The sequence below is a fragment of the Roseovarius albus genome (genome assembly GCF_900172335.1).
Classification (GTDB): Bacteria; Pseudomonadota; Alphaproteobacteria; order Rhodobacterales; family Rhodobacteraceae; genus Roseovarius; species Roseovarius albus.
Genome location: NZ_FWFX01000010.1, coordinates 45,125 through 68,780 on the forward strand (window position 1 = coordinate 45,125; position 23,656 = coordinate 68,780).

Sequence of the window (23,656 nt, forward strand, 5' to 3'; positions counted from 1 at the left end):
GAATGGAAATGGCAAAAACAATGAGCGAAAAACCTGTCACATCCCCGTCAGCCGAGAGCCTGGCCGAGGCGGCGCGCGCGGCCCAGGGCAAGGGCCTGCCCCCGGTTCATCTTTGGAATCCTGAGTTTTCAGGCGACATGGACATGCGGATCGCGCGGGACGGAACGTGGTACCACGAAGGTGGTACAATCAACCGTTTTGCCTTGGCCCGGCTATTTTCCACGATTCTGAAACGCGAAGGCGACAAATATTACCTTGTCACCCCGATGGAAAAGGTCGGAATCACGGTTGACGACGCGCCTTTTGTTGCCGTGGGATTCGATGCGGAAGGCGAAGGACCTGCGCAAATGCTGGTGTTTGACACCAACATGGAAGACCGGGTTTTGGCAGGCGAAAACAACCCGATACGAGTTGAGCGCGATCCAGAGACGGGCGAGCCTTCGCCTTACGTCATGGTGCGCGACGGGTTAGAGGCGCTGATCGACCGCAAAACATTCTACCGGCTGATCGACCTAGGTGCCATCAAGGGCGATTGGTTTGGCCTGTGGTCAGACGGGGCGTTTTTCCCCGTCATTCCTGCGAGCGAAGTGCAAGACTGACGGATCATTCGGGCCAGCAATCTAAGATAGGTGGGGCAACGACCTTTTCATAACCTTCAGGGCATGAAAAGCTATCGAGCAATTCTTGTTGATAAATTTGTTTTCAGTTTTTGGGGATTTTACACAACCCGAAACGACAACAAGCAAAGTCATAGAAACAGTGAATTTTATCATACAGCTGCGATTGCTTTCAAAGACATATGGATCGAGGGTAACCCCTTCATTTTAAACTGTGTTTTTACGAGTCGTTAGTCAATCAATTATCCCAGCATACCAGCGGGCAAAACTTGCAACGTTAGGTTCCAGCAAAGGCTGAAATCGACCAGCGCGCGCATCAGGGCTTTGCAACCCCCGTTGTTGGTTTTCCAGCGCGGGAATATCTTCGTCCAATGCAGCGTCCATCCGCTCAAAATAGGCAGAGATTTTTGTTTCGTAACCGGGGGATGCGGCGGTTTCCGGTGGGACAGTAATGGTCTGCACGACTTTACATCGGTGGGGGCCTAGCGGGTACGCTTCGTAGATCCATAGGGCATCCGTGTTCGCCGCGAAGGTCATATTGGGAAAGATCCAAGTATAGCGCGCGCCTTGGGTGGCGCGGCCGGTGAGACCGGGCATAGAAGGCAGAGCGTTATCTTGCGCCCCTTCGAGCAAACCACCGGTGCCTTCGGTAGCGCCGAATTGTGTGGTATAACACCCAGTTACTTCCTCCGCCGGGTCAGGCTCAGAATAGATGCTGTCGATTGAATCGGGGTGGACATAGGCAAGGTGGTAATACTCGTTGAAGACTTCAAGGAAGGCTTTCCAGTTGCACTCCACCTCAAGCTCGCGCCGTCGAGCAGTCACAAGGGTGTCGAGGGGCCATGGCGCGTGCAAATCGCCAAAATCACCAAGGTGATTGTCCAGATCCGGTGCATCGAGGTTAAGGCAGACAAAGATAAAACCAAAACGCTCTTCAGCGCGATAGCGGATCAAACCGTTTTCAGATTTATCGAACCCCTCTGCCGCCTCCATATGCGGGGCAGAGACTAAGCGGCCATCAAGGGCATAGAACCATGAATGAAACGGGCACCGTAGCCCTTTGCAGTTGCCTGATCCATCAACAAGGCGCGCGCTACGATGGCGGCACGTGTTCGCCAAGGCTTGGACTTTCCCGCCTTTGTCGCGAGTCAGAATGATGTTTTGCCCGGCCAGATCATGAGTTGTGAAATCCCCAGGATTTGCAACCTGATCAACGCGACCAAGGCCGATCCATCCGCGTCGGAATATATTATCCAGCTCGGACTCTGCTACCATATCAGATGTATAAAATTCCGGTGGAATGGATGACGCTTGCTCTGCCGGTTTGAGGCAGTTTTCAAGCTCTGTGTTCGGTACCGCGTCTTTCAAAATCCGCCCTCCCTTTCAGAGCGAATTAGGACGGGCTTTGAGGTTTCGGTCTGTTCTGTTTGCGACACAGGTGTTTTTTGCCTAAGCCGTGTGAGATTGATTCAGAAAGGTCTGCGCATGCCACGTTTTGCCGCCAACCTCAGCCTGTTGTTTTGTGAATACCCGCCGATCAAGCGGTTCGCGGCAGCGAAGCTGGCCGGGTTTAACTATGTCGAGATGCTGTTTCCTTACGAACTGGATCAGGCCAGAGCCAAGCAGGAGATCGAACGAAACGACCTGACACTCGTGTTGATCAACACGGCAGCAGGGGATTGGAATGCAGGGGAACGAGGGTTTGCCGCGGTCCCGGGGGCACAAGACCGGTTTCGGGAAGAGTTTGAGCAAGCACTTCAATGGGCGCATGCACTGAACGCACAGTTTGTGCATGTGATGGCCGGCATCGCACAGGGAGAAGAGGCGCAGATGATTTATATCGAAAACCTGCGCTGGGCCGCTGAGCAGACAAGCACGCAGCAGTTGACGATTGAACCCATAAACCCAATCGATATGCCGGGGTATTTCTTGAATAATTTCAGCCAAGCAATGGACATACTGAAAAGCGTTAATGCGCCAAATTTGCACTTGCAGTTTGATGCATATCACGCTCATCGCATTGCGGGTAATGTATTGAATGCATGGCAGAATTATGGCAATTTCGCGGCGCATATTCAGGTGGCTGGTGCTGAAGGCAGACATGAACCTGTGAATGGTGCTATCGATTATCACGCGTTTTTTGAGCAGTTGGATCGGGAACAATACGCCGGTGTTGTCTGTGGAGAATACTTCCCAAAAGGGCGAACAGAAGACGGCTTGGGATGGATCCACTCAACAGGCTAAAATTATCGGATTTGTATCATAATTTTGGTAATGGAAATCGAGTCATCACCAAGGTGTTCGAATTGTTCAAATGACTTGGCAAGCACCGGTGTAAATTTTCTCCATTATTTTGGCGCAAATTTACGTACATTCTGACTTAAAAGAACTTAGGATACCTCCCGTAATTCCGCCGCGAAGGTTCCGCAAAAACTTCCCTTCTTATCTTGATTCAGCATACCGGGACGAGGTTCGCTCGGCGAACGCGAAATATGTCTATAATGTGGCATAAAAGGTCAGCAGGCGCGACTTGATGACCCCGGGAATGGTTGACCAAAATCAAGAAGAACTTCTTGAAGAACTGATGAAGGCGTATCGGTGAGCGATGAGGGGAGATGAAATGTAGAGTTATTTAACTGTAGGTATACCGTTACCCACGAGACACTTTCTTTAATCTCCCGGATTTGGGAAGAAGGAGTAGTTCATGAACCAGGATCCAGGATCAATGTGGGACACGACGGAGGTTGCGGATACTTCGACGCGCTGAAGAGATTGGCTATGTTGCTGAGACCCGCCGGGACCTTGGGATTGGCCGGGGACCCTCGGCGCAGGTCGACGAACGCTCTATGCAGAAACATCTCTGCCATGCCAGCGTCTAAATGACCCGACGATATCAACGCAACAAAGATCGCGAATTTCTACGGTGTTCCCAACATTCCCAAAGATCCAGATTTGGCGATCGAGACCGGGACCCAGCTATGTGAAGAGCTCCTTGAACCCCTACAAACCAGGTTTGGTCGAGTTGCCATCCGGTCAGGATATCGTTCGGCAAAAGTGACGGCCTTTGGAAATGCACGCAGACACGGCGCAAGCGTTCGGTTTAACGCGGGGTATCACATCTGGGATATGCTAGACGGTGACGGCCAAAAAGGCGCTGCAGCTTGCGTCGTCATCCCTCGGTTTGCGGATCGCTACGTCGAAGGCGCGGATTGGCGCACGCTCGCCTGGTGGATCCACGACCACCTGCCCCATGCCCATCTGGGGTTCTACCCCAAACTCTGCGCCTTCAACATCCTTTGGAGCGAAGCTCCTAAACGCCGAATCGACAGCTTCATCGCGCGCAGAGGATGTCTGACCAAGTTCGGCATGGACAATCATGCAGGGGATCATTCCGATTGGTATTTGAACTTTCCATAAGTCTCAGTTTTATTTGACTTAAAGCCGTCGCGCCGGTTGTCGCTATGTTGAAACTGCGGTTTCGTCGTGACACCTACAACGTTTGATCAGGTTTTTTCTAGCAGCGCCTGTATATCTGACATCAAAGGTTCCACCAGATCAACTCCTGCGAAGCGCAGAACGTAGCTATTTGTTTCCTAGTCTTTGCAGATGGTCACTCCGCTGGAGGTGAGCGGCGTATCCGCGCCTTGCTAGCCGACTTTAGATGACGGGGCCGATTTTGGGTACCCGTAGTGTTGCTTGAATAAAGGTATAAAAACAGAAAGCGAGCGAACGCGATTCTTGAATTGTGTCCAAAATTTGTCATTTCCGAGGATTTATTATATACTTCCCCCCTTAGCGATTATTTTTGGGAATCTTATCAATGAATGACCTGAACAAAACTAATACTGAAAGAAATGATGTAGAGAGTGCGGAGCGCCGCGAAGTTCTGACATCTCTTTTGAAGTATACAGCGGTCGTTGGCGGTGCCTCGACAGTTGCTCTTTCGGCATCCGAAGCGGTCGCAAAGTCATCTGCCAGCGGTGTGAAATATAAGCCAAAGTGCAACAACGGTTTTGGTAACGGCGATCAATGTGTGCCCGGACAATCCGGCCCGCACAATAATGCCGAAAACCAAGGTGCAAATGCTGGCAATCCGAATCCGAATGGGGTTCCGAATGCTCCCGGGAACTCTGGTACCAACGGCAATAATGGCAACAACGGCAACGTCTGGTAGTAATTGCACCGACGGCTGTCGTCACCTCATATTTAGCCCCAGGGTTGGGCCAATAACGAGCGCCGATCTTCGGCGCTCGAAATCCATTTGACAAGCTGAACTCGTTCCAATTGACGGGGTCAACGAAATGCAAACTGTCTACCTAACTGATTAGTCCGCAGTTCATCCGGGAATTGGGCATAATTTCTACGAATCGGGCATAATTTCTGCGCATCTTCAACTTTTTAACATCCTAGAAACGCTAAATATTGTCGGCAAAATGACAACAATACCCCGGACACAACAATTACTGTTGCCGAACGCATAGCTAATTTGGGGTGCACTTGGATGTTTGAACTCCAATTGTGTGTAAATCTTGTCTTTTTTAAGGAAGCAATGTATCTTACAGGTTGTAGTGATTGTTTTGGGAATCTTTAACAATGAATGACATAGAGAAAAAAGACATTGAAAATGAGATTGAGAGCACGGAGCGCCGTGAAGTTCTTGCATCTCTTTTGAAATATACAGCGGTCGTTGGCGGTGCCTCGACAGTTGTTCTTTCCGCGTCGGAAGCTGTTGCAAAATCGTCTGCGAGTGGTGGCAAGCCACATTGTGATCCGAGGGATAAGAAGAAATACTATCGCAAAAAGAAAAAGAAATACCTTCGGAAAAAGAAGAAGTATCTTCAAAGCAAGAAGAAGCGGAACGGTAACTACTGGTAATCCCGTCATCGACAGTTGACTCGGGCGCACAGTATGTGCGGTAAATTGTTACCAATGGGAACTTGAAAAAGATTTCGGAAGTCGGATGTCCTGGTGCTCACTTGGACATCTTTTCCGTGTGAATATTGTGGATTCGAAGATTTACGACACACTACACCTGCGCTCCGCTGAGTTGGTTCAAGAGAAAATTGGGGAACACGTCGCGTTGTATTCGCAAAACAGCGGGGCCATTGTTGTAACCGATGACCTTGGCGCTGCGGTGCTGCAAGGCCTTCAAAACGCCAAATCACCTACTGAAATAGGGTCGATCATTGGTCAGCATCTGAGGGATGCCTTTGCGCCAACTGAATCTGAGGCGGAAGAGATCGGGCGGGCAATTATCGATGGCTGGAACTCTGCGGGGCTTTTCAATGAAGCCCCTGCGCCATTTCCCAAACCCATTTCTGGTCACGCGACACCGACAGACATTAAGACGTTGACTTATGGTTCGCGCTACGGACGTTTTGCGGTGGACACCGATGACGGCCTTTTGGTCAAAGAGCTGGACGAAATCCTTGCACATTATGTCGATGCGTCGGCCACTGATGCGGTTGGTGATCCGTTTCGCTGTTTGCGCGAGGCCGAGGGCGATCTTGCACTGAGTTATCAGAATGAGCCGATCTGGAGCCGAACCGACCGGGATGAAGCACGTTTCCTTCTCTTGAAAGAGGCTGCGGCCCGGATTTGTGGGACAGAGCGCGTCGGCGCTGTGCTCCATGGCGCGGCGGTTTGTAACGACCAAGGTCGCGCGATCGTATTCATCGGCGACAGCGGCTATGGAAAATCAACCCTGACACAGGGGCTTGTGGCCAGGGGGTGCAGGTTTCTAGCAGATGACCATGTGCCTTTGGCCTTGGATGGCGAGGCGATCCTGGCCTTTCCGACGGCTGCAGCGGTGAAGCCTGACGCTGTTGATCTGCCAGAGGTCCAACAACTTTGTGCTCAGTATGAGATGTATCAAAGCACGCGCGAAGGGGTCAGCTATCTTGCGCTTCCTGCTGCAACTGAGGCGGGGACGCGACATGAGATCGCGGCCATCGTGATGCCACGATATGGGGAAGAATCAGAGTTCACGTTGGAAAAGTTGTCGCCTCAGGCGGCATTCGCGGCCTGTATCTCCTCGGGGGCGCGTCCGAACCGCGACAAACCACAGATTGGTTCATTGGCACGATTGTGCAATACTGTTCCCACCTACAAGCTTGAATATTCCTCTTCTGAACAATCGAACCAGGTGTGCCTGGATTTTTTGAACCCATGAATGCTACGTACCGGAAATTATCCGCCGCACACCGCGCTGTATTGCAACTGTTGCAGACGTATGTTGCCGGAACACCACCTGAGGGAACCGTCGCCACCCTGTCTGAAGCAACCCCCGAAGAGCTGGCAAGGATTGGCCAGACCAATCATGTCCATGCATTGATCGGGCAAGTGATGAGCCAGCACGAGGTACTGCAAACTGCCGTACCGCGTGATCTATATCTGTATTTCATCACCATGTATCGCGCCAACGAGGAGCGCCTGGCTGAGACGCAAAACCAGTTGGCGATGATCGGCAAGGCGCTTACCCAAGCCGAGATTCCAGCGGTGGTGATGAAGGGAGGGGGGGATGCACTTGACCCGTTGCACGCCGATCCCGCAATACGGTTTACCGGGGACCTTGATGTTCTTGTGCCGGAATCGGAGGCGATACGCGCGCAAGACCTGTTGATTGAAATCGGAGCGCAGTCGATTCTGGATACCGAGCTTAGCGAGAGCCAGCAAATCGGAGCGCGCGGATTCAAGTTGCCTGAGCATCACCTGCCAAAGATCCTTCACCCGGAGTGGCAGCTTCCCTTGGAACTACACACAAAGGTTGGGCGTGCTACGATGGATCGCGTACTGCCTGCTTTGGATATACTGTCGAGGCGAGTTTCAATTGGATCCGATGGGCTGAGTGTTATGGCGCCCGAGGATCGCGCGTGCCATCTGTTGGCGCATGCGAGCCATCATGCAGGCGAGGTGGATCTGCGAGCCTGGGTCGATTGGGTGGTGTTGCGTCACCGATGCGACCGGGACATCGTTCGGAAACGGCTGGAGGCCGAAGGGCTTGGGGACGTGTTCACAAATTTCGAGACCGTCGCGGGAGTTTTGCAGGGCGAGACAGGTGAGGCGTTCGAGCAGGCAATGTCCACCGCGGCGATGAGTCCAATATTGCATAGTTTTGGTGGAACGCGATCACGACAAGCGATGTATTTGCCGCTTTTGTTAAAAACGAGACTCAAAGCATTGGCGCGATCACCCGAGTATCGCCGCTATGTGCTTCAATCTATATTCAAACCCGCATGGTGGAAGCAGGTCTGGCAAAATCACCGGCAGATTCAAAAGAACCTGCGGTGATCTACCGTGAGGGAGTTAAAGGGAGAGGTTGTCGAAAGGTTCTGGACATAGTCGATATTCTTCCAGAAAGTATGTTTGTGTGAACCTTGGTTCCAATTCATGAATTGAGTTATTGTCATAGTGGAAACTCTTAGAAAAGCATTGGCGATGCTCTCGCCGCGTGAAAAACGCACCGGAGCAGGCGTGATGGTCCTTATTTTGCTCAAGGGAATTGGTGACACACTTGGTGTTGCATCGATCATGCCGTTTCTTTCCGTCTTGGGAGATCCCGATCTCGTACAAACAAACCGCTATGCGTCTTGGGTTTACAACACGATGGGATTCACTTCGATTGATGGCTTTCTGATTGCACTTGGGTGCGGGGTCTTTGCGATGATCCTGATCAGCGCTGTATTAAGAAGCGTTGCTGTCTATGCAATCAATCGCTGGGTCATGTCCAGAGAATACAGTCTGTCCCGTCGGCTTCTTGATGTCTATATGCGGCAGCCTTATGCGTTCTTCTTGGATCGCCACACCGGGGATTTGTCGACTTATATTTTAAGTGAAACGCATCGGGTTGTCGGCGATGCCTACAAACCAGCTGCAGACATTCTCAATAGTCTTGTCACGTTTGTTTTCATCGTTTCATTGCTGTTGTGGACTGAGCCGATGATGACACTCGTTTCCGTCGCGGTTTTGGGCGGCTGTTATCTTGTACTTTTCACAATCTTGAAGCCGCTGATCAAACGCATGGGCGAGGCGGTTGTGAAGTCGAACAAAGCACGTTTCCGGATTGCAGGTGAGGCACTGGGTGGCGTGAAACAGATCCGGTTGCTTGGGAGAGAAAGGAATTACATTTCGGCCTATTCCGATCCGGCACGTACCCAGGCCCGAGTCAGAGCAGCAAATGCAACGCTTCGGCAAGTTCCAAAGTTCGCTTTGGAAGTCATCGCCTTTGGCGGGATCGTTGTTTTGACTTTGTTCCTGGTCACAAGAAGTGGCGGAGTTGAGGGAGATGCAATCGCAAAGAGTCTACCACTTTTGGGGTTATATGCGTTTGCCGGGTATCGCCTATTACCAACAATGCAAATTATCTATGCTTCAGCGGCGACATTGCGATATGGCTCTGCGGCGGTTGAGGCCGTCTACAAAGACCTTGGGAAAGGTCGCTCCTTAGCGCGGTTGCCATCCGAGCAAGCAAAGCCTTTGCCGTTAAACCAGAGATTGGAGCTTCTATCCGTTTCTTACAAATACCCGGGTGCGAAAACCGAGGGGTTGTCTGACATTAATATCTGCATTGAAAGAGGTATGACAGTCGGCCTCGTCGGAAGTACCGGAGCGGGAAAGACAACATTGATCGACGTCCTGCTTGGCCTGTTAACGCCGACGGGAGGAGAGATGCTGGTCGATGGCGTAGCATTAACCTCTGACAATATCAGATCTTGGCAAGCCAATGTCGGCTATGTGCCGCAGGAAATCTTTCTGACCGATTCAACAATTGCCCAAAATATTGCAATGGGTGTGCCGGTTGATCAGATCTCAATGAAGCGGGTCGAACAGGCCTGCCGGATGGCGCAAATTTATGATTTTGTCGTCGACGAGCTGCCGAATGGATTCGAAACTGCTGTCGGCGAAAGAGGCGTGCGCCTGTCGGGAGGGCAACGTCAGCGTATCGGTATCGCGAGGGCGCTTTATAACAATCCGGAAGTGATTGTCTTTGACGAAGCAACGAGCGCGCTGGATAACGCCACAGAACGCGAAGTTATGAACGAAATCAGCGCTTTGTCGGGTAGTAAAACGATCATCATGATTGCGCACCGCCTCACCACTATTGAAAAGAGCGATAAAGTCATTGTTCTGGATCAGGGGCGCGTCGTGGGGGATGGTACATTTTCAGAATTGTCCAAGAAAAACACGTATTTTCAGAACATTGAAAATGGATCCTCTTGATGGGCGATCCCACGTGGCGGCTTTCTGTAACATACTCGACAAGCGAACTCCATGTGCGGCATACTGCGAACAAATTTAGACATGAAAAGCGGTGGATCACCGAAAGGGATAAATTTGCGCAAAGCCGCGAAATTGTCCTGAAATGCAGGGTTATTGCACTAACCCTGGTTGCGATTTTGTGGAATGGAAAATGAGTATTCAAAAAAAAATATCTGTTATTGGTGGGAGTGGTTTTGTCGGAACGAACTTTTGTCAGGCGTTGTTTGATAAGCAAATTCCATTCGAGATTATTGATATAAAGGCAAGCAACAGATTTGGTGAGAAATACAAGTTTGGAGATGTGCGCGATAGCGAAAGTTTGCGGTCATCAATCACTGGGGATGTTGTTGTTAACTTAGCGGCCGTGCATCGCGATGATGTGCGCGACAAGAACGAGTATCACCTAACAAATGTGCAAGGCGCTGAAAACGTTGCACGTGTTTGCACCGAAAAAGGTATCGACAAAATTGTCTTTACAAGCTCGGTTGCCGTTTACGGTTTTGCCAAGCCCGGCACAGATGAAAGCGGCGAAATAAATCCCTTCAATGAATATGGCCGAACCAAGTTTGAAGCGGAAGAGAAGCTGCGCGCTTGGCATGGAGAAGGGGAGAATAAACTTATCATCGTGCGCCCTACGGTGATTTTCGGCGAGGGCAACCGCGGCAATGTGTTTAACCTTTTGAACCAAGTGGCGTCAGGTAAATTCGTGATGGTGGGCAACGGCACCAACAAAAAGTCGATGGCATACATTCACAACATTGTCGCCTTTTTGGAGAGGTGCCTAGCGACTGATCAGAAATATGCAGTTTACAACTACGTCGACACGCCTGATCTGGATATGAACTCTTTGGTCCGTCATGTTCGAAATACCCTAAAGGGCAAAGATAACATCGGCCTGCGTCTTCCTTATTGGTTGGGTTTGATACTGGGATATGTGGCCGATGGCATTGCTGTTGTGACCAAGAAATCCCTGCCCATCAGCTCTGTCCGTGTTAAAAAGTTTTGCGCCTCGACCGCCTTTGCGTCGGCTAAATCGGATCTCGATGATTTTCAACCACCCTATGATTTGCAAACAGGTATCGAACGCACGTTAACGTCAGAATTCATATCCCCTGATCCAAATCGTGAAATATTTTATACCGAATAGTGCCTGATGTTCCCATGAGGGCTACGCGCGGCTTAGCGTGGAGATTGCTTCAAGGTATTTGTCGATCACTATCGTTTCATCGAAGGTATTGACCATTTTGGCCCGCCCCGCCTGCCCCATGGCTGCACGTTCGTCGAAACTCATTTCGCAAAACCGGATCATTTTGTCAGCCAGATCCTCTGCACTACGTGGTGTACATATAAATCCGCTGATGCCGTCATCGACTGTGTCCCGACATCCAACCGAGTCGGTAGTGATGATCGGACGCGCCATTGCACCCGCTTCAAGCAGGGAGCGCGGCGTGCCTTCACGATAATAGGACGGCAAAACCACGCAATCTGCTTCCGCCATCTTGCCTCGAACGTCCTCGACAAACCCGAGATGACGAACAACACCTTCTTTGTTCCAGGTGTCGACCTGAGATCTCGGCACTGCGGCGGGATTGTTGTTGTCGATGCTGCCCATCATCTCGAATTGTGTGTTTGGAAAGTGTTTCCGGGTCATATGCGCGGCGTCTACAAACTCGGCGACGCCTTTGGCCCACAACAGGCGTGCGATAAACAAAAAGAGTGGTGCGTTACCGGTGTCTGGATTGGCTGACGTGCTTTGGAAACTTGTGAGGTCCACACCGGACCCCGGCAAAACATCGATGTTGGCCTGATTGGTCAAAATGTTGTGGTCACGAAACAACGTCACATCATCCGTGTTCTGGAAAAACACCAATGCAGATTTGCGCAAAGACAGCCTATATAGGACCTTCATAATCCGGGCCATCATCCCCGCTTCGGCAAAGCCGACCCCAAGCCCCGCGATGTTGTTAACGACCGGGATGTTCAGGCTGTGCGCGGCCATAGAGCCGTAGATGTTCGGTTTGGCGGTGTAGCCAAGGTAGATGTCGGGCTGGACTTGGCGCAATGCAGCTTTCAACCTGTACATCAGTTGCAAGTCCGAGAAGGGGTTGCGATTCATCAGCATCGGGACATGCACGTGATGCGCACCCATTGCTTCAAGTTTCGGGGTGTATTTGTCTCGCGGCGCGATGATGGTCACTCGATGCCCTGCCGCGATGAATGCACGAACAAGATTTGCGCGCAACATCCAGACATAATGGGAAGTATTGTAACCGATCGCAACGTGCCGGGGCTTTTGGGTCATTAGTTAATTTCTCGAAAATATATGCGCTGCTTCTAAGGCTTATGTAAGTTTAACCTAGTTTACTCAGGTTCCGTCAAGCAGGTAATCAGGATCACTGACTCGTATATGGGTATTTTACTTCGCTGAAACTCATTTCGATTTGCAAGAAGGCCGCGCAAAAACGTTGTCGATTTAAGGGTTGTGATGTTTTACGCCGGATGGATCATGGCGGCCCGCATTTCGTGGTCAGTCGAAACACAAAGGTGGTTCAGGCTTCAATGCCAATTGACACTTGCTCCTTACGTGGGCCATGTTTGGATTTTGAGCTTGTTTGATACTGTGAATTTGGAGATCCGTTTATGAAAATAGCAATGATTGGAACAGGTTATGTGGGCCTTGTTTCGGGGGTGTGTTTCTCGGACTTTGGTCATGACGTAGTTTGCGTCGACAAAGACCCCGACAAGCTTGCCAAACTGAATGCGGGCGAGGTTCCAATTTTTGAGCCGGGGCTTGATGACCTGATGGCCAAGAATGTAGCCGCCGGTCGATTGACGTTCTCTGGAGATCTGAAGCAGGCAGTTGATGGCGCCGAAGCAGTGTTTATCGCTGTCGGTACACCGACGCGGCGCGGGGATGGTCATGCCGACCTGACCTATGTCATGGCGGCAGCGGAAGAGATCGCGCATGCGCTGACCGATTACGCGGTTGTGGTCACCAAATCGACGGTCCCAGTTGGCACCAATATGCAGGTCAAGCAGACCATTCTGGCGGCAAATCCGGATGCGGAGTTTGATGTCGCCTCTAATCCCGAATTCCTGCGTGAAGGGGCGGCGATCGACGATTTCATGCGCCCCGACCGGATTGTCGTCGGGGTTGAGACGGATCGCGCTGCCAAGGTGATGCGGTCGATCTACCGCCCGCTCTACCTGCGCGATTTCCCGGTTGTCACCACGGATTTGGAAAGCGCAGAGATGATCAAATACGCGGCAAACGCGTTTCTGGCGACCAAGATCACCTTTATCAATGAGATCGCCGCTCTCTGCGAACGCACCGGCGCAGACATCAAGATGGTATCAAAGGGCATGGGGATGGACGGCCGAATCGGCAATAAATTTCTGCATGCTGGACCCGGTTATGGTGGGTCCTGTTTTCCCAAAGATACGCAGGCTCTGGCACGGATCGGTCAGGAAAACGGCATGCCGATGCAGCTGACTGAAACAGTCATCAAGGTCAATAACGAGATCAAGAGCCGTATGGTCGATAAGATCTATGATGCCTGTGACGGGTCAGTCAACGGCAAGGTTATCACGGTGCTGGGTGTTACATTCAAACCTAACACCGATGACATGCGTGATGCGCCCAGCCTAACCATCATTCCGACGCTGATCGGCAATGGCGCAAAAGTTCGAGTTGTGGACCCGCAAGGCCGCCACGAAGGCGAAGCGATGCTACCGGGTGTCACCTGGATGGAAGATCCCTATGTCGCAGCTGACGGCGCGGACGCAATCGTTGTACTGACTGAATGGAATGAGTTCCGCGCGCTGGATCTTGCCCATATCACCGACAAGATGAACACGCCGTATATGGTCGACCTGCGGAATATCTATTCCGCAGATGAAGCTATCGGTGCCGGGCTCACGCGGTATATCTCAGTTGGGCGAGCGCCGGCGGAGTGAGGTGCTTCAGGCTGCAATCCACCAGCCCTTTGGATAGGGCTGGTTAATTTCCGATGCATCGCACTCTGATTAAACAGCATCTTTGCGAGTGCGGGCTTCAAACCAATGTTCAAGATCGGTATCTATCAATCTTTGCAATTCCAGAACGTCGTTTCGATAGAAGTCCATCAAAAAGGTCTTCGTCTTGGGGTCCATCATTGGACGCTCAAGTGACTTTTCATAAAACCACGACCTTAATTTCTTTTTTGTAATGTCTGGGATTAGTTTTTTGACTTTGGCGGCTGTTCGTCCCTGAGTATTAAATATTTGTGCGAGGCCTTTGCGTTTGGGCCTGCCGCCCTTTTGTGTGTGTACAACAACAGGGGCAAACTCGTCCTCGATTGAAAGCCAATCGAAAATATCTGCCGCGACATCCAACGGGCGCAGCTCAAGGTTTTCAAATAAAACCAGTTTGACGTTATCCCGACCAAACATGTCGATCCAAGGTAAAATCAACTGATGTTGAAGCCCTTTGTTCAAACGGGGGATCAGTGATTTGTCTGGCGTCGTTCCCCTTATGAACCCGCTGGCCATTTCGTCAACAAAGGATGCGAAGTCACTGCGCACCTCTCCCCGCCGCAGATGCAGCAGGTATTCGGAAAACAGCCGGTCCGCAGGGTTGCGGAGGCACACAAGAATTTTCGCATTCGGGCAGTCATCACGGATCGTTTGAGCGACCTTTGGATGATACAAATAGTGTGAGGACTCTCCTACGTAATCCGCTTCGGCTGACCCTTCAAACAATTCAAAATAGGCACCTGGGGTTCGATACTTCCCACTTTGCTCGAGGAAGGCTAGTTTCTCGCGTTCAGCTGTTGTGGGATTTGCCAAGCGTCTTAATGTCTCAGGGACATAGAAGTTTGGTTCCTTGATTGGCGACATGAAGATGTTGGGATGTTGCTCGAGCATCAAGTTCAGCGTTGTTGAGCCGCATCGCATTCCACCAATGAAGAAAAAATTAGGTTGTCTACTCATACAGACGTTTCCATTTTTATAATTTGGTACTCACTTTGAAACCGGTTGATCAAATTTTCGTGTCAATTGGACCGCTATCAATTGTTTACCATAATTAGGCTTAGTGCGAGGCACTCTTTATACTTTTGGATCTGGATAGGGTGATTCAAGCATTTTTACTGAATCTTAAGGCTGATGGCCGTTCTTCAAGAAATTGTTGTGGTGGAGGTTTGGGCTTGAAGACTCACTTTAGAAACTTATCCAACCAAATCCAGAGTCCTTTACCTATTACGATGATCAGCGCTGTGTGAGCAGTCGAACGAGCGACCGAAGGCACAAAGATCCTCAAGTGAAATATTTACGCCATCGGACTCGCAGGAATTATTGTCAAACTCTGTCGGAAGGCCTTGATATCATTCGCAACTCCATTATCAGATTTCTATTGGGCGCTGCGCTGCAATGCCTAGCCGTCGACGGACAAATGGCACCGGTATTGTGAGTGTTTTGGTAAATTGATGCGTGGATCAGTCGTTAAGCAAAAGAACACTGGCGGTTCTGCTGGAGCATGCGACATGCCAGCTTTCAACCGTGGCAACCATATTCCCGTGAAAACAAACGAGATTGTTCGCATTGCCATGCGCGGATCGATACAGTCTTCCGATATCTAACAGACTGTTTCTAAAAGTGACCTGGTTCAGAATGCCAATAATTGAATCCTGTGCAGAGTTGGGAAATGTGCCGAAAATACTTAACAAAGTGGCAATATTGTGTTTAAATGTGGGCCTGCTTTGACGACCGAGGAACTCGAAGCTTCAAGAACATAAGCAATTCAATTTTTAAGAGAATCACAAACTTTTCCACCCTCGGATTCGAAATAGTAGCCAGTGACACGTGATAGTCAGTAACAGAGGTATTTAAAGTGGCATTCAACGACCCATCCATCACATTTGGCGCTACTGGTTTACAGGGCGAAAGTATCAACAATCCGACAGCGCTTGACTTCAGCAAGACTGGCTCGCCTGTGCTCTTTGTGACGCAGCAAAATGCTAAGATCCTTCGTTTGGAGATAGAGCGTCAGGTTGACGGGCCAGACGCCGACACCGTGTCCGATTTTGTCGTTACAAATACGACAAACATTGATGTCGTGAAATTCGACACTCAGAACTATTTTGACGATGGGTCGCTTTATGGGGTCACCAATCGGCAAATGACCGGATTGGTTACGTCGAAAGACGACGACGGCAATGATGTCCTTTATGTAAGTTCTTCTGATTGGCGCGTTGCGGTTGGGAACGACATCAATCTTGACACCAATTCAAGCCAAATTCACCGCCTTGTTCTAGACCCCGATACTGGCGCTGTCATTTCCAATGTCGCCATTGTGCGGGGTCTGCCTAGATCAGAAGAAAACCACTCCATTAACGGGCTGGACATCGCGATCGATCCAGTCACGGGTCACGAAATATTGTGGGCGGCTGTTGGCGGCAATACCAACAATGGCTCACCCGGGAACAACTTCGCGGGGACCGTCGATTTTCCGTACTCGGGTTCGATCATCAAAATCGACTTGGATGTTGTCAATTCTTACGACGTTCGCATCGACGGGCAAGGCGACCCGTTCATACTTGATCTTCCAACCCTGGATGACCCTAGCCGTTCCAATATTGATCTCTCAACACTAAACATCCTCAATCCTGAGGACGCGCCAAACTTCACTCTGGATGACAACGGTACAGGCACCAACGGAGAACTGATGCCGGATTGGGCCGGGGGCAACAATGGGCTGAATGCTGCGAAAATCGTCGACAAGGTTCTCGTCAGCTCGGGTGGCCAACTTCAGTTTGTCGATAATCCTCTGGCACTCCACGCGCCCGGTTATCGTAATCCGTACGATGTTTTGGTGACCGAAGCAGGTGAAGTGTTCTCTTGGGACAACGGATCAAATCTAGGTTGGGGCGGCCAGCCGATCCCGTTCGTTGACAACACGCCAGGAGGAACAGTCAATTACGTTCAGGACTGGACAACGGAACTAGCGTCCAACCAGTTCAACGAAACCGGCAGCGGGCCTTTTGACGACCAGCTGCATTACGCAGGTAGCACGAGTGATGCATTCGGCCCGTATGCAGGTAACCCGAACCCCATCCGCGCAGCGGCGGATGTTTTACGTGCCGCTTTCAATTCCGACGGCAGCTACAAGCCGGCTTCACCGACAGATCCCGTTTATGATCAGGATGGAACGACGGTCATCTTCGCTAATGAAACCGAAGCCCAGGCATTTTTATCGTCCCTATTTATTCTGTATGAGGAACAAGGGAATGGAAACTGGGTTGATATAACTTCCAACACCGGGCTTCCAGCCGACTTCGTAGATATCGTATCCGGCTATTATTGGGAACAGCCGGGTAGCAGCATCGGCGATCCTTCGGACTACTATGACGGCTCAAGCCTCACTGGCGGAACCTTTTATTCACCTGAAAGCGAGTTTTTCGACCCAACGGAAGACGGCACACTGGCCCTTGTTGATGCCTCTACAAACGGCTTGGCAGAATATACCGGGTCCAACTTTGGCGGTGCTCTACAAGGTGCGATTGTCGCAGCGTCCTTCAACGGCAATCTCTATTTTGAAAAACCGATCGACACAAATGGTGATGGCCGGACTGATGCCGTGCAAAGCCTCGGCACGATTAATGGATTCGGGTCTCAACCCCTTTCGGTTATAACATTGGGAGACGACGGAATTCCCGGTTTTTATGCCGACAATGACGGTGATGGTGTTGATGACTTTGCAGGCTTAATCGTCGCCGCCACCTATGGCGCAGACAGCATCAATTTCTTCGTTCCGGGTAGCCAGTCTGTAGGACCTGGCAACGATCTGGACCTTGATGGCAGAGACGACGTAGTCGACTCCCACGTCGGGGACCCGACAGACGGCAAAGGCGTGCTGCTTAATGCAAACGAGACGCTGACATGGCAGTTTGAGTTGAGCACTCCGACGACACCACCCGGTGCTATTCCTCCGGGTGACAGTATTGCCGGTGACATCGGTATCAATGCGGTTTGGCGCAACGGTGTTGATGATCAATATGCGCAGGAAACGGACCCAGCTCTTTATACTCCGTCGATCTGGAACCTTGGTGGCGCCTCAACGTTCGTAAGTATCGATGTCGCTGACGATGGTACCGCAATTGGTTCTGCCAATACACAAAGAGATGTGTTGGGGATTGGTTTTGCGGCGCAGAACAACCTTGAGGGTCTATCGATCACCAGCGAAATGCTGAACATCTTCAGCTACACGCCAAACACGGAAGCCTTCAAGACCTGGGATGGTGGTGAGAAGTTTGGTTTGATGGTCGGCCCAGGGGATCAATCCAATTTCGCTGAGGCAACTATCGCTGTCGATACCTCATTGGGATCGCCGCGTTTTGGCATCCAGTTGATTGTTGAAACTGACGACGTGCCGGTCACAACTTTCGTAGAAATTCCGGGAATTGATAACCCCACCAGGGGATTGGAAGACCCAAGCCTGCAGATCGCGATGGACGTCGATCTGACACCCGGTGCTGAAACCATTACGGCACGTGCCAGATATGTGGATGACGGGATCTTTACGAATTGGGTTTCGACCACAGCGGTCCCGATCCCGAGTGCTGTCGTCGAAGCGATCAAAGGAGAGTATAACAACGCAGGCACGTCAACCGGCGCCGTTGTAGGCCTTGTGGCTTCGACAGAAACTGGTGATGACAGCTTTGCCGCATCTTGGGATTGGGTCGAGGTTACGGGACAGGACGCGCTCGAAACTACTGGTCAAGTACTGTTCCGCTGGAATGCTGGCGAGTCGGATGTCGCAGCAATCGACGGAGGACTAGATTGGGTTGCTGATACGTCGGTCATTTCTGGGGGGCCGATTAAATACACCAACGGCACGGTGAACAGCTATGATTCTTCGGTTGATCTAAGTTATGTGCCGACGGGTCTGTTTGATCGTCAGATATTCGATCCGCCCAACGGGGCCGAAATGTCACTGTCATTCGGTAATGGCTTGACCAATGGATCTTATGCGGTTCGCTTGTTCACGGGTGATCGTTATCCAGGGACTGCGGCACCTGGTGCGCGTGTCTTTGATATATCGGTCGAAGGCCAGATTTTCCTGGATGATCTCGATCTGTCCGGCACGGTCGGAAACAAAGTTGGAGTCATGTATGAATGGGTTGGTCAGGTCACTGATGGCACGATCAACATCGATTTCGATCACGAGGTCGAAAACCCAATCATTACCGGTATTGAAATCGTCTCACTTGATGCGTCGAATGTGCCGGTGATTTCTGCCCAAGACCTCACCGTGAGCGAAGCTGATGGCTTTATTTCGCTTACAATTTCATCTGATATCCCAATTCCGGGTGGTGAAATACTGACGGTTGATTACGAAATCGTCCCGGTCTCGGGAAGTGCGCTGCCTGAGTTGGATTACCAGTCGGCAGACCTGACACTTGACGCAGGAACTGGTATTTATTCCGGATCAGGGGTGATCTCTGACGGGGTATCTGATCTTACAATCGCGCTTGAAATTTTGCCCGATGCCGTGCTGGAAGGAACCGAAACATTTGAGGTTCGTATCACCGGATTAAGTGGCACGGACGCGGTGATCGGCAATGGTGTCGGTACGGTTTCGATCACAGACATCCCGGACAGCGCACCGGGATTGCCGGCGACTGAATTCTCTGATGATCGTTTGAATCCCACGCAGATCAGCCTGATTGAAGGATCGAATACAGTCGTTGCGACGCAGAATGGAGATCCGACTCGCGACTACGACTACATCACATTCGTCGTGCCACAGGGTCTTGAGCTGACCGCGCTGACCCTTGATGGGTTCAACGATTATGATGGCTCAGCGGCAAATGCGAGCTTTATCGGCCTGCAAGCCGGGTCAACCTTTACCGAAGAACCGGCAACAGCCAATCCTGCGAACCTTCTTGGTGGGGTTATTTACAGCGAATTTGATGTTGGTTCGGATCTTCTGGCGGATATGGCGGATGGTGTCATTGAAGGCGCTTCTGTAAGTACGCAGGGCTTCACAACGCCATTGGAAGCCGGCAGCTATACGTTGTGGTTCAGTCAGGGCGGATCACCCACGACTTCAACACTCAACGCCACATTGCAGACCACCGGCGGTCAAACGAATTTGCCGCCGTCCATCGCAACAGTGGCTGACATCAACATCGATGAGTTGCAAAATGCAAACACGCAAATTGTTGCGACAGATGATGATGGCATCGCAGATCTGATTTCATTGTCGCTCTCCTTGGTCGATAGCAATGGTGCCCCCGTTGGCGGCTACACGTTTACTGACAATGGTGATGGAACGGGTGACTTCTCGTGGAATACGCCAAGCCTTCCGGCAACGGAAGTCTACACTGCGACGGTAGAGGCATCTGATGGCGTTAACGCGCCAACCAGTACGACCTTTGATATCACAGTCAACGACACAGGTGGCTCAACAGACGGAACCGTGCTTTACCGTTGGAATGCTGGCCCGTCGGATATCGCTGCAATTGATGGCGGCATGGATTGGGTTGCTGACCTGTCTGTCATTTCGGGTGGTCCCACGAAAATTTATCGTGGGCGGGTCGACAACTTGGATTCGTCTGTACCAGTGGCAACGACGCCGGCTGGTATTTTTGAATACGAAATTAGTGACCCTGCAAGTGGCAGTGATATGTCCCTGTCCTTCGGCTCCGGTCTTGCCAATGGAACCTACGCAGTGCGCCTTTTTGCAGGAAACGGCTACTTTGGAACAAAAGACCCTGGAGATCGTATTTTTGACATCTCGGTTGAAGGTCAGATTTTCCTGGATGATCTGGATCTGTCAGCCACGCTCGGACATGATGTCGGCGGCATGTTCGAATGGGTCGGGCAAGTCACGGATGGCACGATCAATATTGATTTTGGCCATGAAGTTGAAAACCCGCTTATCAACGCGGTTGAGATCTTGGCGGTTGGCGCTAATGAGGATCCGGTCTTCAATTCTCCGGACATGTTTACCGTTGCTGAAAATTCGACTGCCATCGGAATGGTGTCGGCCACCGATCCGGAAACGGGTCCGATCCAATACGCGATCGCGGGCGGTGCTGATGCCGCTCTGTTTACCATCGACGCCAATTCTGGTGCGTTTTCCTTCATTAATGCTCCAGATTTTGAGACACCTGCGGACGCTGGTGCTGACAATGTTTACGATGTCACAGTCAGTGCGTCAGATGGAGTGAACGCTCCGACACAGGACATCGCGGTGACGGTCACCGATATTGTTAACGAAGACCAAACCGGGATCGTGGAGCTCACGATCAATGGCAACAGCAATCAGGTCGGTATCTCAAATTTTGGGAACAACGCCTGGAAAATCACTAATGTTGGTGAAAAACCGATTGCATCGATTGTATTCGACGTGGCGGGCGCGATTTACGGGGACAGCGTCTTTGACCCCTTTGGTCTTGCGGGCGACAGCGGTTCGAAACCTCTGACCATCGACGGTGATGGCGGTACTGGAGTCGTGGCACCGGACGCCTCGTCATATATTGGTGACGGTGGTGTGTTGGGTTACAAAGGCATCCAAATGACCTTTGATCCGTTCACCGATGGTGGTTTTGAATCCGGTGAAACCGTAAGCTTCTCGATCGATATGGATCCCAATTCGATTGCCGGATCATTCAAACCCACTCTGGACAGTGGCTCCTTCCCGGCATGGGACGTCGGGGGCGTGTCGGGGGCCGAGTTGATTGGCTCGGACTTTACGGTGAACTTTGTTGATGGTTCGACTGCGACAGGACAAATTCAAAGCATCGGTCGCCAAGGTGGTGCCCTGGCCTACGCGGACCAATCAAGCCCTGGTTCAACAGTTCAACTGACGGTGAATGGTCTGAACCCCGGTGAGATCGGCACATACGATTCAAATGGACCGAGCGTCTTTGTCAGTGGCACTGCTGGCGAAACAGCGCGTATTGTTCTGACCAAAGGCTTTATCCAACCGGTCACGAACAATTTTGACGAGCCGTATAAGTCTCAGCTTGATGCACAACTCGCGGCGTTGGCGGCGTCTGATTTCCCGGCAAACAACGCGGTCGAATTCCAGACGGTTGATGTTCTGCTTGACGGAACCAATCAGGATATCAGCAGTCTGTTCGACTTCGCGAATGTCGCGAACTATGACTTCCCGGGCGAAGATCAGATTCCAATCGGCTTGGTTGCGGGCACGATTGATCCGTCAAATGATGACCTTCCAACGGGACCCGTGTCGACGCCAATCTATCTGTCTTATGACGATGGAACTCCCGGCCTCCCAACCGTGGATCTGGATGTGACGCCAACCTCGGCAAGCGAAGATTTGACGACTCAACTGACGATTACGGTTACGGCCAGTGCGGCAGTTGTAGGGGATCAGACAGTTGCATTGTCACTGACCGGAACGGGTATTTCGGCTTCGGATTTCCAGTCTATAATTCCGCTCTCGCTGACTATTCTTGATGGTCAAACCAGCGCAAGCACAACAATTGACATCAATGATGATGTGGACGTGGAAGGACAAGAGACAGCGAATTTTGCGATCTCTTCGCCGAGTGCCGGGATCACGTTGGGGGCAACCATTAGCGTTGACGTTGTCATCGACGACAATGATAGTGGTCCTAACAATCCACCGGTTTTCGTTTCCCCCGGACAGTTCAGCATTTCCGAGAACGGCACGAATATCGGCATTGTGGATGCGGATGACCCAGAGAACGATGCTCTGCAATACGCCATTGCGGGCGGGGCCGATGCAGCCTTGTTTGATATTGACCAGACAACTGGCGCACTCACCTTCCTCAATGCTCCGGACTTTGAAGCCCCTGCCGACGATGATGGTGACAATGACTATGAAGTCACCGTGAGCGTCTCGGATGGAACAAACACGCCAACGCAAGCGATCACCGTCAATGTCACAGACGTTAATGAAGGTGCCCCAACCCAAACAGGGACACCTGGCGATGACGACTTGTTTGGTACTGGTGGTTTTGATCACATTGATGGACTTGCCGGCAATGACACGATTGAGGGCAAGGCCGGTGACGACAGCCTTGTTGGTGGTCTTGGCAACGACAAGCTAGTTGGCAATGCCGATAACGATACGCTTGTGGGTGGCGAAGGGACTGATGAACTGATCGGCGGTAGCGGAGATGACAACCTTGATGGCGGTATCGGGAACGATACAGTCAACGGCGGCAACGGTAATGATACGCTGCTTGGCGGTGCTGACAACGACAAAGTGATCGGCGGCAAGGATGATGATTTTCTGGATGGTGGCACAGGCAATGATACATTGCTTGGCCAGCAGGGAGCGGACCAAATCAACGGCGATGATGGCACTGATAAGCTATATGGCGGGACTGAAAATGACACCATCGACGGTGGCGAAGGTGACGACAGACTTCAGGGCGACGAAGGGAATGATTTGCTAACTGGCGGCGCTGGAGCAGATACATTTGTGTTCACGCACCATGGCGCAGATTCCAATGGGGACATTGATACGGTTACAGATCTGGACTTTGCTGAGGACCGGCTGCTGATCCGGGCCTTCGGAGGAAACAGCAACCAAACGGTGACGTCTGCAGAGGATCTTTATAGTCTTGCGCTGAATGGGCTGACTGTTGTGGAAGATGACGGAGACACGCTCATAACGTTTGACGATGGCGTAAATTCCCATCAGGCGCTTATCCTTGATTTAAGTGATCCATTCGCCGGAGCTTGATTGTAATTCGACGAGTGTTAGAGGGCGCTTCATCGCGCCCTCTGAATCTGCCCGC

General features: G+C 51.3%; 14 protein-coding genes. 11 read left to right on the forward strand and 3 right to left on the reverse strand.

The window, feature by feature from the left end; all coding sequences use genetic code 11:
• The first annotated feature begins 20 nt into the window (after nucleotides 1-20).
• Nucleotides 21-599 carry a DUF1285 domain-containing protein gene (locus tag ROA7450_RS14850; protein ID WP_085806760.1) on the forward strand — a complete coding sequence of 193 codons (579 nt, stop codon included), beginning with the start codon at nucleotides 21-23 and terminating at the stop codon, nucleotides 597-599.
• A 252-nt stretch (nucleotides 600-851) separates the two neighbouring features.
• Here ROA7450_RS14850 and ROA7450_RS14855 read toward each other — a convergent pair whose 3' ends face one another.
• Nucleotides 852-1,985 carry an aromatic ring-hydroxylating oxygenase subunit alpha gene (locus ROA7450_RS14855; protein ID WP_143534472.1) on the reverse strand — a complete coding sequence of 378 codons (1,134 nt, stop codon included), beginning with the start codon at nucleotides 1,983-1,985 and terminating at the stop codon, nucleotides 852-854.
• 90 nt (nucleotides 1,986-2,075) lie between these two features.
• Here ROA7450_RS14855 and ROA7450_RS14860 point away from each other — a divergent pair, with 90 nt between their 5' ends.
• The 8 genes from ROA7450_RS14860 to ROA7450_RS14900 all read left to right on the forward strand — a co-directional run bounded on the left by ROA7450_RS14860 (nucleotide 2,076) and on the right by ROA7450_RS14900 (nucleotide 11,022).
• Entirely contained in the window at nucleotides 2,076-2,861 is a 786-nt protein-coding gene (locus tag ROA7450_RS14860; protein ID WP_234999538.1) for a hydroxypyruvate isomerase family protein, read from the forward strand.
• 708 nt (nucleotides 2,862-3,569) lie between these two features.
• A complete protein-coding gene (locus ROA7450_RS20805) occupies nucleotides 3,570-4,034 on the forward strand; it encodes a hypothetical protein (protein WP_143534473.1) in 465 nt (154 codons plus the stop codon).
• A 403-nt stretch (nucleotides 4,035-4,437) separates the two neighbouring features.
• Nucleotides 4,438-4,791 (forward strand): hypothetical protein, encoded by a 354-nt coding sequence (locus tag ROA7450_RS14870; RefSeq protein WP_085806662.1) that lies wholly within the window; start codon nucleotides 4,438-4,440, stop codon nucleotides 4,789-4,791.
• Between the two features lie 419 nt (nucleotides 4,792-5,210).
• Entirely contained in the window at nucleotides 5,211-5,492 is a 282-nt protein-coding gene (locus ROA7450_RS14875) for a hypothetical protein (protein WP_085806663.1), read from the forward strand.
• A 127-nt stretch (nucleotides 5,493-5,619) separates the two neighbouring features.
• Complete coding sequence (locus tag ROA7450_RS14880; RefSeq protein WP_143534474.1) at nucleotides 5,620-6,789, forward strand: phosphoenolpyruvate carboxykinase (ATP); 1,170 nt, start codon at nucleotides 5,620-5,622, stop codon at nucleotides 6,787-6,789.
• The gene (locus ROA7450_RS14885; protein WP_085806666.1) at nucleotides 6,786-7,907 is read left to right on the forward strand and encodes a nucleotidyltransferase family protein; all 1,122 of its coding nucleotides are present in this window, start codon (nucleotides 6,786-6,788) and stop codon (nucleotides 7,905-7,907) included. Before ROA7450_RS14880 ends, ROA7450_RS14885 begins: the two co-directional genes overlap by 4 nt.
• Before the next feature lie 315 nt (nucleotides 7,908-8,222).
• On the forward strand, nucleotides 8,223-9,836 hold the full coding sequence (locus ROA7450_RS14890) for an ABC transporter ATP-binding protein (protein WP_268808473.1): 1,614 nt from the start codon (nucleotides 8,223-8,225) through the stop codon (nucleotides 9,834-9,836).
• A gap of 178 nt (nucleotides 9,837-10,014) precedes the next feature.
• Nucleotides 10,015-11,022, forward strand: a complete 1,008-nt coding sequence (locus ROA7450_RS14900; RefSeq protein ID WP_200812970.1) for an NAD-dependent epimerase/dehydratase family protein — start codon at nucleotides 10,015-10,017, stop codon at nucleotides 11,020-11,022.
• 21 nt (nucleotides 11,023-11,043) lie between these two features.
• Here the strand turns inward: ROA7450_RS14900 and ROA7450_RS14905 are convergent, their stop codons facing one another.
• Nucleotides 11,044-12,177, reverse strand: coding sequence for a glycosyltransferase family 4 protein (locus tag ROA7450_RS14905; protein WP_200812971.1), 1,134 nt, complete (start codon nucleotides 12,175-12,177; stop codon nucleotides 11,044-11,046).
• 338 nt (nucleotides 12,178-12,515) lie between these two features.
• On the opposite strand from ROA7450_RS14905, the gene ROA7450_RS14910 reads away from it, so the two are divergent.
• Complete coding sequence (locus ROA7450_RS14910) at nucleotides 12,516-13,832, forward strand: UDP-glucose dehydrogenase family protein (protein WP_085806671.1); 1,317 nt, start codon at nucleotides 12,516-12,518, stop codon at nucleotides 13,830-13,832.
• 69 nt (nucleotides 13,833-13,901) lie between these two features.
• On the opposite strand, the gene ROA7450_RS14915 is transcribed toward ROA7450_RS14910, so the two are convergent.
• Entirely contained in the window at nucleotides 13,902-14,846 is a 945-nt protein-coding gene (locus ROA7450_RS14915) for a sulfotransferase family protein (RefSeq protein ID WP_085806673.1), read from the reverse strand.
• An 898-nt stretch (nucleotides 14,847-15,744) separates the two neighbouring features.
• Between ROA7450_RS14915 and ROA7450_RS14920 the strand changes: the two genes are divergently transcribed.
• Nucleotides 15,745-23,601, forward strand: a complete 7,857-nt coding sequence (locus ROA7450_RS14920) for a malectin domain-containing carbohydrate-binding protein (protein WP_085806674.1) — start codon at nucleotides 15,745-15,747, stop codon at nucleotides 23,599-23,601.
• The last annotated feature ends 55 nt before the right edge of the window (nucleotides 23,602-23,656 follow it).

What these genes read in the sequence shown, in the direction of transcription:
- ROA7450_RS14875 (WP_085806663.1), top strand. Translation starts at nt 5,211, where the DNA reads ATGAATGACATAGAGAAAAAAGACATTGAAAATGAGATTGAGAGCACG.
- ROA7450_RS14850 (WP_085806760.1), top strand. Translation starts at nt 21, where the DNA reads ATGAGCGAAAAACCTGTCACATCCCCGTCAGCCGAGAGCCTGGCCGAG.
- ROA7450_RS14910 (WP_085806671.1), top strand. Translation starts at nt 12,516, where the DNA reads ATGAAAATAGCAATGATTGGAACAGGTTATGTGGGCCTTGTTTCGGGG.
- ROA7450_RS14905 (WP_200812971.1), bottom strand. Translation starts at nt 12,177, where the DNA reads ATGACCCAAAAGCCCCGGCACGTTGCGATCGGTTACAATACTTCCCAT.
- ROA7450_RS14870 (WP_085806662.1), top strand. Translation starts at nt 4,438, where the DNA reads ATGAATGACCTGAACAAAACTAATACTGAAAGAAATGATGTAGAGAGT.
- ROA7450_RS14885 (WP_085806666.1), top strand. Translation starts at nt 6,786, where the DNA reads ATGAATGCTACGTACCGGAAATTATCCGCCGCACACCGCGCTGTATTG.
- ROA7450_RS14915 (WP_085806673.1), bottom strand. Translation starts at nt 14,846, where the DNA reads ATGAGTAGACAACCTAATTTTTTCTTCATTGGTGGAATGCGATGCGGC.
- ROA7450_RS14890 (WP_268808473.1), top strand. Translation starts at nt 8,223, where the DNA reads ATGGGATTCACTTCGATTGATGGCTTTCTGATTGCACTTGGGTGCGGG.